The organism is Pseudomonas sp. EggHat1, assembly GCF_014892995.1.
Lineage (GTDB): Bacteria > Pseudomonadota > Gammaproteobacteria > Pseudomonadales > Pseudomonadaceae > Aquipseudomonas > Aquipseudomonas chaetocerotis.
This window is the reverse complement of the sequence record NZ_JACKQK010000020.1, coordinates 56,165-70,589: the sequence shown is the minus strand read 5'-3', so window position 1 is coordinate 70,589 and position 14,425 is coordinate 56,165. Positions and strand designations below refer to the sequence as shown.

General features: G+C 63.0%; 21 protein-coding genes and 3 tRNA genes. 17 read left to right on the top strand and 7 right to left on the bottom strand.

Going from position 1 to position 14,425, the window contains the following annotated elements:
• Nucleotides 1–15 precede the first annotated feature (15 nt).
• On the top strand, nucleotides 16–138 hold the full coding sequence (locus INS93_RS23155; RefSeq protein ID WP_420707352.1) for a hypothetical protein: 123 nt from the start codon (nucleotides 16–18) through the stop codon (nucleotides 136–138).
• Here the strand turns inward: INS93_RS23155 and INS93_RS23150 are convergent, their stop codons facing one another.
• Nucleotides 139–576, bottom strand: a complete 438-nt coding sequence (locus INS93_RS23150; RefSeq protein ID WP_192985689.1) for a DUF4124 domain-containing protein — start codon at nucleotides 574–576, stop codon at nucleotides 139–141.
• 134 nt (nucleotides 577–710) lie between these two features.
• On the opposite strand from INS93_RS23150, the gene INS93_RS23145 reads away from it, so the two are divergent.
• The 16 genes from INS93_RS23145 to INS93_RS23070 all read left to right on the top strand — a co-directional run bounded on the left by INS93_RS23145 (nucleotide 711) and on the right by INS93_RS23070 (nucleotide 10,679).
• Nucleotides 711–905: a hypothetical protein gene (locus INS93_RS23145; protein ID WP_192985688.1), complete on the top strand. Its 195-nt coding sequence runs from the start codon at nucleotides 711–713 to the stop codon at nucleotides 903–905.
• Nucleotides 902–1,639, top strand: coding sequence for a hypothetical protein (locus INS93_RS23140; RefSeq protein WP_192985687.1), 738 nt, complete (start codon nucleotides 902–904; stop codon nucleotides 1,637–1,639). Before INS93_RS23145 ends, INS93_RS23140 begins: the two co-directional genes overlap by 4 nt.
• An 11-nt stretch (nucleotides 1,640–1,650) precedes the next feature.
• Complete coding sequence (locus INS93_RS23135) at nucleotides 1,651–1,935, top strand: hypothetical protein (RefSeq protein ID WP_192985686.1); 285 nt, start codon at nucleotides 1,651–1,653, stop codon at nucleotides 1,933–1,935.
• On the top strand, nucleotides 1,932–2,297 hold the full coding sequence (locus INS93_RS23130; protein ID WP_192985685.1) for a hypothetical protein: 366 nt from the start codon (nucleotides 1,932–1,934) through the stop codon (nucleotides 2,295–2,297). Before INS93_RS23135 ends, INS93_RS23130 begins: the two co-directional genes overlap by 4 nt.
• Nucleotides 2,294–2,551, top strand: coding sequence for a pyocin activator PrtN family protein (locus INS93_RS23125; RefSeq protein WP_192985684.1), 258 nt, complete (start codon nucleotides 2,294–2,296; stop codon nucleotides 2,549–2,551). Before INS93_RS23130 ends, INS93_RS23125 begins: the two co-directional genes overlap by 4 nt.
• Before the next feature lie 24 nt (nucleotides 2,552–2,575).
• A complete protein-coding gene (locus INS93_RS23120; protein WP_192985683.1) occupies nucleotides 2,576–3,064 on the top strand; it encodes a hypothetical protein in 489 nt (162 codons plus the stop codon).
• On the top strand, nucleotides 3,061–3,276 hold the full coding sequence (locus INS93_RS23115; protein ID WP_192985682.1) for a hypothetical protein: 216 nt from the start codon (nucleotides 3,061–3,063) through the stop codon (nucleotides 3,274–3,276). The genes INS93_RS23120 and INS93_RS23115 overlap by 4 nt, the downstream gene beginning before the upstream one ends.
• Nucleotides 3,273–3,845 carry a phosphohydrolase gene (locus tag INS93_RS23110; protein WP_192985681.1) on the top strand — a complete coding sequence of 191 codons (573 nt, stop codon included), beginning with the start codon at nucleotides 3,273–3,275 and terminating at the stop codon, nucleotides 3,843–3,845. Before INS93_RS23115 ends, INS93_RS23110 begins: the two co-directional genes overlap by 4 nt.
• Nucleotides 3,846–3,866: 21 nt before the next feature.
• On the top strand, nucleotides 3,867–4,475 hold the full coding sequence (locus INS93_RS23105) for a DUF1566 domain-containing protein (protein WP_192985680.1): 609 nt from the start codon (nucleotides 3,867–3,869) through the stop codon (nucleotides 4,473–4,475).
• A 66-nt stretch (nucleotides 4,476–4,541) separates the two neighbouring features.
• On the top strand, nucleotides 4,542–5,150 hold the full coding sequence (locus tag INS93_RS23100) for a DUF1566 domain-containing protein (RefSeq protein ID WP_192985679.1): 609 nt from the start codon (nucleotides 4,542–4,544) through the stop codon (nucleotides 5,148–5,150).
• Nucleotides 5,151–5,214: 64 nt separating this feature from the next.
• On the top strand, nucleotides 5,215–5,856 hold the full coding sequence (locus INS93_RS23095; protein WP_192985678.1) for a DUF1566 domain-containing protein: 642 nt from the start codon (nucleotides 5,215–5,217) through the stop codon (nucleotides 5,854–5,856).
• A gap of 25 nt (nucleotides 5,857–5,881) precedes the next feature.
• Nucleotides 5,882–6,244, top strand: a complete 363-nt coding sequence (locus tag INS93_RS23090; RefSeq protein ID WP_192985677.1) for a four helix bundle protein — start codon at nucleotides 5,882–5,884, stop codon at nucleotides 6,242–6,244.
• A gap of 212 nt (nucleotides 6,245–6,456) precedes the next feature.
• On the top strand, nucleotides 6,457–7,638 hold the full coding sequence (locus INS93_RS23085; protein WP_192985676.1) for an RNA-directed DNA polymerase: 1,182 nt from the start codon (nucleotides 6,457–6,459) through the stop codon (nucleotides 7,636–7,638).
• Nucleotides 7,635–9,377 carry a DNA cytosine methyltransferase gene (locus INS93_RS23080; protein ID WP_192985675.1) on the top strand — a complete coding sequence of 581 codons (1,743 nt, stop codon included), beginning with the start codon at nucleotides 7,635–7,637 and terminating at the stop codon, nucleotides 9,375–9,377. Before INS93_RS23085 ends, INS93_RS23080 begins: the two co-directional genes overlap by 4 nt.
• Nucleotides 9,374–9,610 carry a DUF4224 domain-containing protein gene (locus tag INS93_RS23075; RefSeq protein WP_192985674.1) on the top strand — a complete coding sequence of 79 codons (237 nt, stop codon included), beginning with the start codon at nucleotides 9,374–9,376 and terminating at the stop codon, nucleotides 9,608–9,610. The genes INS93_RS23080 and INS93_RS23075 overlap by 4 nt, the downstream gene beginning before the upstream one ends.
• A 1-nt stretch (nucleotide 9,611) precedes the next feature.
• Nucleotides 9,612–10,679 carry a tyrosine-type recombinase/integrase gene (locus tag INS93_RS23070; protein WP_192985673.1) on the top strand — a complete coding sequence of 356 codons (1,068 nt, stop codon included), beginning with the start codon at nucleotides 9,612–9,614 and terminating at the stop codon, nucleotides 10,677–10,679.
• Between the two features lie 98 nt (nucleotides 10,680–10,777).
• Here INS93_RS23070 and INS93_RS23065 read toward each other — a convergent pair.
• From INS93_RS23065 to INS93_RS23040, 6 genes are all read right to left on the bottom strand, one after another.
• Nucleotides 10,778–10,851, bottom strand: a tRNA-Cys gene (locus INS93_RS23065).
• 38 nt (nucleotides 10,852–10,889) lie between these two features.
• A tRNA-Gly gene (locus INS93_RS23060) sits at nucleotides 10,890–10,965 on the bottom strand.
• Between the two features lie 67 nt (nucleotides 10,966–11,032).
• Nucleotides 11,033–11,593, bottom strand: a complete 561-nt coding sequence (gene pgsA, locus INS93_RS23055) for a CDP-diacylglycerol--glycerol-3-phosphate 3-phosphatidyltransferase (protein ID WP_017677046.1) — start codon at nucleotides 11,591–11,593, stop codon at nucleotides 11,033–11,035.
• Nucleotides 11,594–11,626: 33 nt separating this feature from the next.
• Nucleotides 11,627–13,450, bottom strand: a complete 1,824-nt coding sequence (gene uvrC, locus INS93_RS23050; protein WP_192985672.1) for an excinuclease ABC subunit UvrC — start codon at nucleotides 13,448–13,450, stop codon at nucleotides 11,627–11,629.
• 2 nt (nucleotides 13,451–13,452) lie between these two features.
• Nucleotides 13,453–14,097, bottom strand: a complete 645-nt coding sequence (gene uvrY, locus INS93_RS23045) for a UvrY/SirA/GacA family response regulator transcription factor (protein WP_192985671.1) — start codon at nucleotides 14,095–14,097, stop codon at nucleotides 13,453–13,455.
• Nucleotides 14,098–14,260: 163 nt separating this feature from the next.
• Nucleotides 14,261–14,348 (bottom strand) — tRNA-Ser (locus tag INS93_RS23040).
• Nucleotides 14,349–14,425: the final 77 nt, after the last annotated feature.

The window sequence follows — 14,425 nt, the reverse complement described above, 5'->3', positions numbered from 1 at the left end:
ACCACGTTCAAGCAGCTGATACTCGACAGCGGCCGCAAGTACTTCCGCCCATTGAACCCGACATACCGAACCATCGAGATCRACGGCAACTGCACCATCGTCGGCCGCGTGGTGGATGCCCGCTGGCCAGGGCTTTGACTACCGGTTGAATTGTCGAATCGCGTCGCTATAGCGCTTTTCAATCTCTTTGCGGCTTTCCCTGGCCTTGCGTAAGGCGCGGTACGCCTCTTCCGACTGCTCGATCTTGTAGAGCATCTCTTTGCCCAGCGCGACCTTGGCGGGCTCACCTGAAGCGATCAACTGCGTTGCCTGAATACGCAAGGCGGGTATCTCGCTCAGGTGATACCGATGCGCCTCCTGCCATCGCTGCTCTTGCTCAGCCGCCTCACGAACGCTGGCCGCTGGCGGCGGTGCTGGCGGCAGCTTAACCACCTCGCCTACCTCCTGCTCATCCGGCGCCACGCCACCACATGGGCGGTCACTGAAATGAACACGCCCGCTCGAATCCTGGCATTTGTAAACCGCCGCTTCACCCACCAACGGCAGCAAGGCCAATGCAATAGCGATGATCTTCACGCGCAACCCTCCCTAGTTATGCCGCGAAATTAGCAGCCACCCGACGACCGCACAAATTATCAACCGTTAGTTGTTGACTAATATCAATCCATGGTTGATATTTGCCGCGTACCCACTCACCAAGGGAACGCGACATGAACCACACAGCACCCACCCAACCCCGCTGCCCGGTGTACCTCCACCCGGCAGCGGCTTCTAATCCCGGGCACGTCCGCGCCATCCAGCAGGCCACCGGCACGCTGGTGGTCATCATCGGCACGAGCCCACAGTTGCACCCCACCACCCTGCCCGCCCGCGAATCCTTCGGGGATTTCGGGGGTGCCGCATGAGCGTTTACAGCCTCACCACCGCATCCGAAAAAGCCATCGGCATGCTGCTGACCGCCGGCGGCGGCTCGGAAACCCTGCTGCTGCGCCGCCCAGCCAACGAGCTGCGCGCCGAGCTGCACCTTGAGGCCGCTGGCCGCACGCTGACCGCAGTCATCATGCTGGGCCATCAGCGCAACACGCTGACCCTGCAGGACGGCGACGGCGCCAACCTGCTCAACCTGGCCGACTACATCGAGTCCATCGCCAACGGCACAGCCGGTACCGCAGAGGCCAGCGAAGCACCGCAATTCACCATTCCTGCGGCAGCGCTGGCCGGGCCAGAGCTGGAATCGTGCGCACAGTGCGGCAGCGAGGCGATTGCGTTCGACTACGCAGACCCCGAGCAGAAAGAGCCTGGCCCCACACGTTTCATCAACGGCGTTAAATGCCGCCATGGCGAATGCCTGTGCACTCGCGGGCATGCCAATGCTCAGGTAGCGGCGATCCACTGGAACCGCCTCCAGTCGCAAGGCCCAGTTGTAAAGCAAGGGCTTACAACTGCCGACCACAACCTGTTGCTCGTCACCTGCCAAAAAGGCGGCCACGCCAGCCTGGCCATGGGCGCAACCATCACCGTGCATGCGCACGACCTCAGCAAGCGCACCGCCATCACCGTGCGCGGCGACCAATCCAGCATCCATTCGGGCAGCGTGCGCGACGTAATCAGCGCCCTGCGCGAGTCGCTGGCCGCCTGAGGCCCACCGCCATGAACCGCACGCTCAAGCAAGCCGCCGCCCTGTTGGGCAAGCCGCAACGGGCCATCCGTGAGCACCTGCGCAGCATCGGCGCCATCTACCACGACGGCACCGTCACCCCGCGCTACCACGGCCGCAGCCTCATTTACTGCGACGTGCGTCAGCGCTGGGTAGCGCAGCGCGGCCAGTACGAAAGCTATGGCGTGCTGATGGTCACCGAGGCCGGCTTCACCTGGCTGGCCGGCGAACTGGGCGTGCCCGTCACCCGCATGCAACCTTCGGAGCAACAGGCATGAACACCCCCAGCGCCCTCACCCACGCCATTGGCGCGCTCAAGCTGGTGCGCCTGCACATCGAGCACCCCAGCGTCGTCAGCGCCCGCGACCTGCAGGCCGTAGCCGCCGAGGCTATCGAGCGCATCGAGCACGCCAACCCGCACCGTGATGACCTTGGTCGGCTGTACGCCGAGCTGGTGCGCGTCACCCCACGCGGGCACATCCCTTACGTGACGCTTACCCAGGACACCACCGTGCCTTTCGGCTGCGTGATCACGGACGCCTCTGGCGTGGTGGTCACCCGCCAACTGGCCAAGAGCATCGACGGCCTAGTGCAGATCATCCGCACCCGCTTCGAGCACCTGCCGGAGCGCCGCGCATGATCACCACGCTCGAACGGCTCACCGCCAAGCACAACAAAGAGGTGCTCACCCTCACCGAGGTGCGCGAGGAGTACTTCCAGGGCATCACCACCAAGCACCTGCAGCGCCTCATGCGCGAAGGCAAGGTGACATTGAAGGTGACCCAACCCTACCCAGGCCGGCGCGCACCCAAGGTGGTGCACCTGGCGGATCTGGCCGACTGGCTGGACGAACTGGCAACCCGCAACAAACCCGCCGCCGACCAAGCGGCATAACACCACCCAAAGGGGTACACAGCCATGAATCCCAACATCGTTCCGTTTCTGCTCGGCCTGGCCATTGGCCTGCTGTTGCTGATTCCCGCCATCCGCTTCCTGCGCGGCCGCTACAAGGCGCGCGGGTATGCCCGTGGCCATGACCAGGCCTATCGCGAGCAACAGTTCATCATCGACCAGCTCAACGAGTCCATGCGCCTGCTGCGTCAGGACTTGCACGACAAAACCCTGCACATGCAGCAACTCGCCAGCAACCACCGCCAGCGCGAAGAGGCCATGGCCGAGGACTTTGAGGCGCGTATCAAGGCGCTGCACAACATCAGCCTGCCCTACACCGCCGAAGACAGAGGCCTGATCAACCAGGCGCACCAGCTGCTCCACACCGCCGCCAGCTTCTGGGCCGGATCGCGCAACACTGACTTGGCCACCAAGGCGCACCAGACCTGCGACGCCCTCAAGGGCCTGTACACCCGCATCGACCAGGGCCTGGCCGCGCAAAAGGTGAGCGCATGAACAACATTATCAACGGGCTGCTCGCCGAACGCGGCCGCCACATGGACAGCCTCGCCCGCCTCAAGGCCGCCAGCACCGACTGGAACGCGGTAGAGCGCAACCGTGGCGAAGCGACCATGACCAACATCATGAGCCAGGTGCTGGAGCTGGATGCCCAACTGCAGCGCCAGGGCTACAAGGCCATTCAACTGCATCAAGGCGGTGCAGTATGAGCTGGATACTGACCCGAGGCGGCCGCAAGGTCGACCTGATCGCCCCCACCGCCGCGATGATCGACCCCACCGACATCGCCCACAGCCTCAGCATGCAGTGCCGCTTCAACGGCCACACCCGCAGCTTCTACAGCGTGGCGCAGCACTGCGTGCTAGTGGCCGATCTGGTACCGGCCGAGCACCAGCTTGCCGCCCTGCTGCACGACGCCACCGAAGCCTACGTAGGCGACATGGTGCGCCCGCTCAAGGAAGGCCTGCGCGAGTTCTATGCCGCCTACCAGCTGGCTTCCCTGTTCGATGAAGTCGAGCAACGCGTCTGGCTGGCCATCTGCGACCGCTTCGACCTTGACCCAATTCTGCCCGACAGCGTGAAGCACGCCGACCTGGTGGCCCTGGCCACCGAAAAGCGCGACCTCATGCCCGAGCACGCTGAGCCCTGGCCCTGCCTCGAAGGCATCGAGCCAATCCCGCAGTTCATCGACCCCTGGCAGCCCAGCACGGCGGCCATCCACTACCACCACCGCCTCCTGCAGCTGATGGCCACCACCCATCGCGCACGCCTGGCTTAACCACCACAGGAAACACAGCACATGACAATCAAACAGAACGAACTCCCCGCCATCGGCAGCGCCTTCCAGGGCGGCTTCTTCGCTGGCCTGCTCAACATCGACGGCCAGCTGCACGGCCTCATCGTCGCGCCCAAAGCAGCCGGCGAGCTGGAAGAAGCCCGCTGGGGCGAATACGGCAACGACATCGCCGGCGCCACCAGCGTCTATGACGGCCTGGCCAACACCCAGGCCATGGCCGAAGTAGGCTCAGACCTAGCCAAGTGGGCACTGGAGCTCGAAATCGACAGCTTCACCGACTGGTACCTGCCCAGCCGTGACGAACTGGAGATCCTCTACCGCCAGTTCAAACCCACCACCGAAACCAACTACCAATACGGCCGCCACGGCGAGAACAGCAGCGCCGTGCCGATCACCCAGCACTACAGCGCCGAAGCCCCAGCGCAGACCAGCCACGAAGCCTTTCAGGAGGGCGCCGAGCAAGCCTTCGAGGATGCTTGGTACTGGAGCAGTACGCAGTACAGCCCGTACAACGCGTGGTACCAGGACTTCGCCGGTGGCAGCCAGCTCAGCCACCACAAGGACAGCGAGCTTCGCGCGCGCGCCGTCCGCAGATTCACGGTTACCCCTTGACCACTTCACCCATTTAACTGCCGCGCGCGCAGCGCGCGGTCGCGCTGAATTTTCGAGGCACTGACCATGAATGCAATCACCCGTAACACCCTGCCCGCCATCGGCGCCGCATTCGAAGGCGGCTACTACGCCGGCCTGATCGCCCTCAATGGCGAAACCTTCGGCATCATCGTCGCCCCCAAGGCTACCGGCGAACTGGAGGAAGCCACCTGGGGCGCGCGCGGCACCGACCTGCAGGGCGCTCGCCACTTCAATGACGGCCTGACCAACACCCAGGCAATGGCCGACGCCGGCTATGACCTGGCCCGCTGGATGCTCGCGCTGGACATCAACGGCTTTGCCGACTGGTACCTGCCATCCCGTGATGAACTGGAACTGCTCTACCGCCACTTCAAGCCAACCACCGAGAGCAACTGGGTATACCGCCACGGCGAAAACCCCAGCAGCGTACCCATGGGTTACCCCTACACCGCCGAGCACCCAGCGCAGACGCAGCAGCCTGAGTTCCAGGCCGACGCCACCGAAGCGTTCGAAGACACCTGGTACTGGAGCAGTACGCAGTACAGCCCGGGCCTCGCGTGGTTCCAGTACTTCGACGCTGGCTTCCAGGGCTTCGACCGCAAGGGCAACGAGCTTCGCGCGCGCGCCGTCCGCAGATTCAAGGTCACCCCTTGATCACTTCATCCCTTTGACTCCCGCGCGCTCAGCGCGCGGTCGCGACCATTTTTGAGGAACCACCATGGAACTCATCACCGTTGAAGTGGGCACCACCAAGCTGCAGACGCCAAGCCCTGCACTGGCCCGGCGCGTACTCGAGGCCGCCACCGGCCTTGATCAAGTGCCACTGTTCGACCTGCCGAACATCACCAGCCTGACCCCACCTGCCATCGGCCAATACTGGCAAGGCCAGGGCGGTTTTTATGCCGGCCTTATGCGCGGGCAGGATGGCCAGCCCGATTACCACCTGGTGGTATCGGCCGCCGACGCCGGCGAGGTCAAGGCCATCACATGGGGCGGCAAAGGCGAGAGCGAGTCAGGTGCCGAAAGCGACTGGGATGGCCAAGCCAACACCAGCGCCTTGCTCAACTCAGGCATAAGCCATCCGGCCGCCGAGTGGGTTGGCAATACCGTGATTGAAGAGCACCGCGACTTCTACCTGCCCTCTCGCCGCGAACTGCGCCTGTGCTGGGTCAACGTGCCCGAGCAGTTCGCCAAAGAGTGGTACTGGAGCAGCACGCAGTCCAGCCCGGACCTCGCGTGGACCCAGTACTTCGTCGGTGGCGGCCAGCTCAGCGTCCGCAAGGACAACGAGCTTCGCGCGCGCGCCGTCCGCAGAGTGCTTACCCCTTCAGCCCTTGAACACTTCACCCCGCGCGCGTAGCGCGCGGTAGCGAGTTTTTTCCAGCATGGCCCTATCCCAACATCTGCCCATCTACAAGCTGGCCCGAGACCTCACCGGCCTCGCCGTCAGCCTCACCCGCAACATGCCGCGTGACTTGAAAAGGACGCTCGGAGACAGGGTGCTGGATGAGTGCTTCGAGATGAGCCTGCTGATCTTCCGCGCCAACGTGGCGCAGGGCACCGACCGCCTGGGCCATATCCAGCAATTGTTGGAGCGCAACCAGGTAACCGAACTGACCCTGCGCCTGTGCGTTGACCACCGGCTGATCAGCACCAAGCAGTACGCCAACGCCATCGAGATCACCGACCAGATAGGCAAGCAGGCAACGGGATGGAAGAAGCAAACAGCCGCAGCGCCAGTTGCGTGAGCGTCAAGGCGCTTACGCCAGAGCGTTATGAATCTGGTCGTGCCGCTGGCCTACCCGGCCACCGCCATGCGCACCAGAGGCACCACCAGGCACGTCCTGGCAGGCCTCGCGCAGTTTCGCCACTGATCGGCACCCGCCTTCGGTGGCGCGACGTAGATAGCACGACCTGGCGCAGTACAGCCCGAACAACGCGTGGAACCAGAACTTCGACGATGGCAACCAGAACAACGACCACAAGGACAACGAGCTTCGCGCGCGCGCCGTCCGCAGCTTCATCCGGCAAACAGCACGGCCATGCTGGCTTTTCTTTCGAGGCACTGGCGCAGGCCTACATCGACTGCCGCCGCAGCAAGCGCAACAGCAACAGCGCGCTGGCCTTCGAACTCGACCTGGAGCGCAACCTCATGCACCTGCACACCGAGCTCAACAGCGGCACCTACCAGCCCGGCCCCTCCACCTGCTTCGTGGTCACCCGCCCGAAGTACCGTGAAGTATGGGCCGCCGCCTTCCGTGACCGCATTGTGCACCACCTGCTCTACAACCACGTCGGTGCCCGCATCGAGCGCACCTTCATTGCCGACAGCTGCGCCTGCATTCCAGGGCGCGGCACCCTCTATGCCGCCCAGCGGCTGGAGCGCAAGGCCCGCAGCATCACCCAGAACTGGCGGCGCCCGACGCACTACCTCAAGTGCGACCTGGCCAACTTCTTCGTCACCATCGACAAGCGCGTGCTGGCCAGCCAGCTGCAGGCCGCCATCCCCGAACAACCCTGGCAGACACTGGCGCAGCAGATCCTCTGGCACGACCCGCGCGAGAGCTTCTACCTGCGCAGCCCTCACCGCCTGGTCAACCGTGTGCCGCAACATAAGCGCTTGGCGGCGCAGCCGGCCTACCTGGGCTTGCCGATCGGCAACCTCAGCAGCCAGTTCTTCGCCAACATCTATCTCAACGCCCTTGACCAGTTCGTCAAGCACCAACTGCGCGCCCGGCACTACATCCGCTACGTCGATGACTTCGTACTGCTGCACGAAAGCCCGCAGCAGCTCAACACCTGGCGCAAGCAGATCGAAGCCTTCCTGGCCGACCGCCTGCACGCCAAGTTGAACCCGTCCAAGACAATCCTCCAGCCGGCCGAGCGCGGCATCGACTTCGTTGGCCAGGTGATCAAGCCCCACCGACGCATCACGCGCCGCCGCACCGTTGCCAACGCCCTGCGCGCAGCCGCACACCACCCAGCCGAAAGCCTGCGCGAAACCGCCAACAGCCACTTCGGCCTGTTGCGTCAGGCCACCCACAGCCAGAACGACCGCCGCAAGCTGACCAAGGCCCTTCTGCTGCGCGGGCGCGCGGTGGACTACGGCATGACGAAGATTTTCAAGGGTGCTGCACAATGACTGCCTTCAACCCTGAACTACACCAAGCAGCGCAAAAAGCACTGCCCTTCAATCGCGAGCTGTACGTCGACCTCTTCGCAGGTGCTGGCGGCGCGAGCAGCGGCGGCGCCCGGGTCTACCGAGATCCGGACGTGGCGATAAATCACAACGCGCTGGCCATCGCTGTGCACCGCGCCAATCACCCGAACACGCGCCACTACATCAGCGACGTCTTCGAAGTGGACCCGCTACAGGCAACCGGCGGGCAACCGGTCGGCATCCTTTGGGCATCGCCGGACTGCCGCCACTTCAGCCGCGCCAAGGGCGCCGCGCCACGCAGCAAGCGCGTGCGCATGCTCGCCTGGGTGATCGTGCACTGGGTCTACGTCACACGTCCGCGCCTGCTGTTCATGGAGAACGTGCCGGAGTTCACCACCTGGGGGCCGCTCGACGACTCCGGCAGGCCGCTCAAGGAACTGGCCGGGCGTACCTTCGAGGCCTTCGTATCCTGCCTCAGCACCGGCCTGGCTGCCGACCATCCCGACTTCCCAGAGATCATGGAAGCTGTCGGCCAATGGGTGCCCAAGGAAGCGCTGGTGCGCGGCCTCGGCGTCAACTTCGAGCACCGCATCCGTCGGGCCTCTAATACCGGCGCGCCGACCATCCGCACCCGTTGGTTCGGCATCGGTCGCACGGACGGCAGGCCAATCGTCTGGCCGGCACCGACGCACCACGAACAGCCAAAGCGCGGCCAGCATGCCTGGCGCCAAGCCGCCGAGTGCATCGACTTCAGCGACCTTGGCACATCAATCATCGACGAACGCCTGGTGGCGAACACCAACGTGCGGGTGGCCAAGGGTTTCTGGCGGCATACCGTCATGGCCGAGAAGCCCTTCACCGTCCCACTGGATGACCAGGCCCTGGCTGCCGCACACCTCACCGAGATCGCCAACGCCAGTAGCCAGCGCACCTTCGCTGCAGACGAACCACTGCGCACGCAGGTAGCTAATATCAAAGGCGGGCACTTCGCCGTGGCCTCGGCGCACTTAGCCAAGCCACAGCAGCAGGTCACTGCCGCCATGGTCACCCTTCGCAAAGGCAGCGTTGGCTCGGCGATGTTCTCACCGCTCAGCACCGCCACCACCAGCAGCGGGCACCATGCCGTGGCGGCCTGCCATTTCGAGCAGGCCAATGGAGGCTTCTACCAGGGCGACGGACGCGCTGCCTCGACGCCGATCAGCACCATCTGCGGCAAGAGCAACCAGCGCCTGGCCACTGCGTACCTGATCAAGTACTACGGCACCGGTGGCCAGTGGCAGAGCTGCAACGAACCCGCCCACACCCTGCCAACCAAAGCCCGCCTTGGCTTGGTCACCGTGCACCAGGTGCCGGCCGACCTGCTCCCGCCGAACTTGATGGAAAAGGCCAAGCTCTGCGCCCGCTTCCTGCACAAGTACCTGCCTGAGCATTTCCCCGAACTGGTGGACTTGGTGGTGCTGGGCGATTACGTGCTGGTTGATATCAGCCTGCGCATGCTCAAACCGCAGGAGCTCAAGCTCGCCCAGGGCTTCGCCCCGAACTACATCATCGACCGCGGCCTGTTCCTCAACGAAGCCACCGGCCAGCTCGAATGGAAGCCGCTCACCATCGCCCAACAGATTAAGCTGATTGGCAACAGCGTCTGCCCGACCGAAGCCGAAGCCCTGATCGCCGCCAACGACGCCGACATGATCGAGCTGTATCGAAAGGAGGCGGCATGAGCGAACCCGCCGAATTCCTCACCGAAGACGAGCTGGCGGCTATGATCTGCGCCAAGTCAGCCCGCAAGCAGATGCAGTGGCTAGACAGCAACGGCTGGCGATACGAACGCAACGCCGCCGGCAAACCCATCGTCGGCCGCATCTATGCACGCCTCAAGCTGGCCGGCGTCCGCCCAACAGAATCCACAGCCGTGGCCGAACCATGGCAGATCGACCTTTCCAAAGTGAGCTGAAATGCGCCCCAAGGATCCAGCCAACCGCAACCTGCCACCCCGCATGATCGCCCGCACCAGGCTGCTGAAATCCGGCAAGACCTGGACGGGCTACTACTACAACGGCCGCGACGAACACGGCAAACGCCGTGAAATCCCCCTCGGCACCGACCTTGACGAAGCCCGCATTGAGTGGGCCCGCCTCGAGCGCAAGAACGTGCCCAACCTCCAGCGCCTAATGGGCCCGATCTTCGACCGCTACGAGCGCGAAATCATCCCAGGCAAGAGCCACCGCACCCAGAAGGACAATGCCGGCGAACTGAAGAACCTGCGCGCCGCCTTCGACAACGCCCCCATCGACGCCATCACCCCGCACGTCATCGCCCAGTACCGCGACGCCAGGTCAGCCAAGACGCGCGGCAACCGAGAAATCGCCCTGCTCTCCCACGTCTTCAACATCGCCCGAGAATGGGGCCTCACAGACAAGGAAAACCCCTGCGCCCGCGTGCGCCGCAACAAAGAGAAACCGCGCGACTACTATGCCGGCAACGACGTATGGACCGCCGTCTACAAAGAAGCCTGCCAAGAACTGCGCGACGCCATGGACATGGCCTACCTCAGTGGCCAACGCCCGGCCGACTGCCTCAAGCCGACTACAGGCGATATCTCAGATGACTACCTGCACGTCGCCCAAGGTAAAGGCGGCAAGCGTCTGCGCATCCGCCTGCGCGAGCACGGCGAACTCACAGGCCTGGGCGCCTTCATCGAAACGCTGCTCGAGCGCCGCCGCATGGCCGGCATCCGCACAAGCACGCTCATCACCAACGCCACCGGCCTGCGCATGAGCGGCCGCATGATGCGCAACCGCTGGGACGAAGCCAGAGCCAAAGCAGCCGTAGAAGCCGACTTGGCCGGCGACACCGCCCTGGCCATCCGCATCCGTCAATTCCAGTTCCGCGACATCCGCCCCAAGGCCGCCACCGAAATCGACGACATCAGCGACGCCAGCAAGCTGCTTGGCCACAGCACAGAAGAAATGACCAAGCGCGTTTACCGCCGTATCGGCGAAGTCGTCAGCCCTACGAAGTGAGCGCAGTTGCGGAAACGAAAAGAAAAGTTGCGGAAACTAGCGCTTTTACAGCGCAAAACAAAAAGCCCCGCAAGGCAGAGCCTGCGGGGCTTTCATATTGGAGGCTGAGGTCGGAATCGAACCGGCGTTCACGGATTTGCAATCCGGTGCATAACCACTCTGCAACTCAGCCATGAAGCAAACGAGCCGCCTTGGCGACTCGTGTAAAACTGGAGCGGGAAACGAGACTCGAACTCGCGACCCCGACCTTGGCAAGGTCGTGCTCTACCAACTGAGCTATTCCCGCTTGTCTTGTCGACGGGCGCCATTCTATAGAATCGAATCGCGCCGTCAACCCTTTGATTCAAAAATACTTATTTCTTTTCCGAGGTGGTGCTGAGGTGCGGCCAGGCGGCCAACAGGTACTGCAGCATCGACCACAATGTCAGCACGGCTGCGACCACCAGCAGGATGTATCCGAGCACGACCCAGAAGGTAAACACCGGTGGATTACCCAGCAAGATGACCAGCGCCAGCATCTGCGCTGCGGTTTTCCACTTGCCAAGGTTGGACACCGCGACATGCGCTCGAGCACCGAGCTCCGCCATCCATTCACGCAATGCAGACACTACTATCTCGCGTCCGATGATGGTCGCGGCAGCCAGGGTCAGCCAGAGATTGGAGTGTTCGGCAGCCAGCAGCACCAACGCCACCGCCACCATCAACTTGTCTGCGACCGGATCGAGGAAGGCGCCGAAAGGCGTGCCCTGCTCCCAGCGACGGGCCAGGTAGCCATCGAGCCAATCGGTCACGGCGGCAATCGCGAAGACGCCGCTGGCAGCCCAATAGCTCCAGGAGAACGGTAAGTAGAACAGCAGGATGAAGACCGGGATCAGCGCGACCCGGAGCACGGTAAGCAAGTTGGGGATGTTCATCGGCACAACTGGGCTGCGAGGTGAGCGAGCATTCTACTCGCTGTGCAGAGTGTCATAAATCAACTCAGCGAGCTTTTTACTGATTCCGGGTGCTTTGGCAATTTCTTCGGCGCTGGCACGGGACAATTCCTGCAGGCCGCCAAAGTGATTGAGTAGCTCGCGCCGTCGCTTCGGTCCGATTCCTGCTACCTCCTCCAGCGTCGAGGTGCGCCGCGTCTTGCCGCGGCGAGCACGATGCCCGGTAATCGCAAAACGGTGCGATTCATCACGGATCTGCTGGATCAGATGCAGCGCTGGCGAATTGCCGGGCAAGGTGAACTCATGCTCGGCGTCGTTCAGGTAAAGCACTTCGAGGCCGGGCTTGCGCGTCGTTCCCTTGGCCACACCAAGCAGGATCAGATCCGGCACGGCCAATTCCTGCAGCACCTCACGCGCCATGGCCAACTGCCCCTTGCCACCATCCACCAACAGCACATCGGGCAACTTGCCTTCGCCATCCTTGATCTTGCTGAAGCGCCGGGTCAGCGCCTGGTGCATGGCGGCGTAGTCGTCGCCGGCGGTGACGCCTTCAATGTTGAAGCGACGGTAATCGGATTTCAGCGGGCCTTCGGGACCGAATACCACGCAGGAGGCGACCGTCGCCTCACCGCTGGAGTGACTGATATCGAAGCACTCCATGCGCTGCGGCGGTTCGTCCATTTCCAGCACGGCGGCCAGCGCTTCGAAACGCTCGGCCAGGTGTTGCCGATTGGCCAAGCGCGCGGCCAGCGCCTGCTCGGCATTGGTCACGGCGAGCTGCTGCCAGCGCGCACGTGTACCGCGCACGCGCAAACTGATGCTGAGGCTACGGCCGCGTAGCGATTCGATGGCCTCGATCAGCGTGGCGAAGTCTTCATGCTGCACATTGACGATCAGCTCGCTGGGCAGATCGCGCTCAGCATTGCCGAGGTAGTACTGGGCGAGGAAGGCCATCAGCACATCGCCGCCCTCCTCTTCGATCGCCACCTGCGGAAAGAAATTCTTGCTGCCCAGTACCCGTCCACCACGCACGCTGATCAGGTGCACGCAGGCGCCGCCCGGGGTGAGCATCACCGCAACCACGTCGACGTCGCCGGTGCCGCCTTCCATGCTCTGCTGATCCTGCACGCGACGCAGCAAGGCGATCTGATCGCGCAGCTCAGCAGCCCGCTCAAACTCCAGCGCCATGGAAGCTTTCTCCATATTGACGGAGAGCTCCTCGCTCAACGCATTGCTGCGCCCATCGAGAAACATCACCGAGTGGCGGACGTCTTCGGCGTACTCCTCTGGGCTGACCAAGCCGACGCAGGGGCCTTTGCAGCGTTTGATCTGGTATTGCAGGCAAGGTCGTGTGCGGTTCCTGTAGTAACTGTCCTCGCACTGGCGAACCAGAAAGGTCTTCTGCAGCAGGCTAAGACTCTCGCGAATCGCCAAGGCACTGGGATAAGGGCCGAAATAGCGGCCCTTGGCCTTCTTCGCGCCACGGTGAATGCCGAGACGCGGAAATTCGCCGTCGGAGAGAAATACGTAGGGGTAGGACTTATCGTCGCGCAGCAGGATGTTGTACGGCGGCCGCCACTCCTTGATCAGCGTCTGTTCGAGCAACAGCGCCTCGGTCTCATTGGCGGTGATGGTGGTTTCGATCTGCGCGATGCGCGCCACCAGCGCTGCGGTCTTGGGTGCCTGGCCGGTCTTGCGAAAATAACTGGAGAGACGCTTCTTGAGGTTCTTTGCCTTGCCGACGTAGAGCAGACGGGTCTCGCCATCGAACATGCGATAGACACCAGGGCGACCGCTGCAGGTCGCCAGGAAGGCACTCGAATCGAATGGGGCGGACATTATTAGCTGACGGCGTCGACCATGCCGTGGCGAACCGCGAGCAGAGCCAACTCGACGTCGCTGGTGATGGAAAGCTTCTCGAAAATGCGGTAGCGGTAAGTGTTGACCGTCTTCGGCGACAGGCACAGCTTGTCCGAGATGTTCTGCACCTTGTGGCAGTTGGCGATCATCAGGGCGATCTGGATTTCACGCTCGGACAACAGGTCGAATGGCGAGCTATTGGTCTGCGGCTGGAAAGATTTCAGCGCCAGTTGCTGGGCGATCTGCGGATCGATGTAGCGCTGGCCGGCGAATACGAGGCGAATAGCCTGCACCATCTCATCCAGCGCCGCGCCCTTGGTCAGATAACCGGCGGCGCCCGCCTGCAGCAAACGCGTCGGGAAAGGATCTTCCTCGCACACGGTGACGGCGACGACCTTGATGTTGGGATGACTGCGCATCAGCTTGCGAGTGGCTTCCAGGCCGCCAATGCCGGGCATCTTGACGTCCATCAAGACGACATCAGGCTTGAGTTCGCGAGCCTTGAGCAGGGCTTCTTCGCCGGTGCAGGCTTCACCCACGACTTGCAGACCGTCGATATCGGACAGCATACGGGTGATGCCCGTGCGGACCAGATCGTGATCATCGACAACCAGGACCCTAATCAATCGCCACCTCGTTGCACCTTGTCAGCCACCGTGCAACGACGGTGAGATTGAACTTGCCGGTCACCTTAACAAAAAGCCAGGGCCTGACCTAGCTTGGCGCACGAGAGTCAAAAAGCAAGCGCCAGATTAAGATCAGCAATTGCGTCGTGGCAATTTAGAGAATTGGCGGAAGCGGTGAGATTCGAACTCACGGATAGTTGCCCATCGACGGTTTTCAAGACCGTTGCCTTAAACCACTCGGCCACGCTTCCAAATTCTGAGCGTGGAGGCCAGGACTGAAACCTCCACAGCAGTGCGGGCGGCAATCTTACCGGAACGCAACACACTG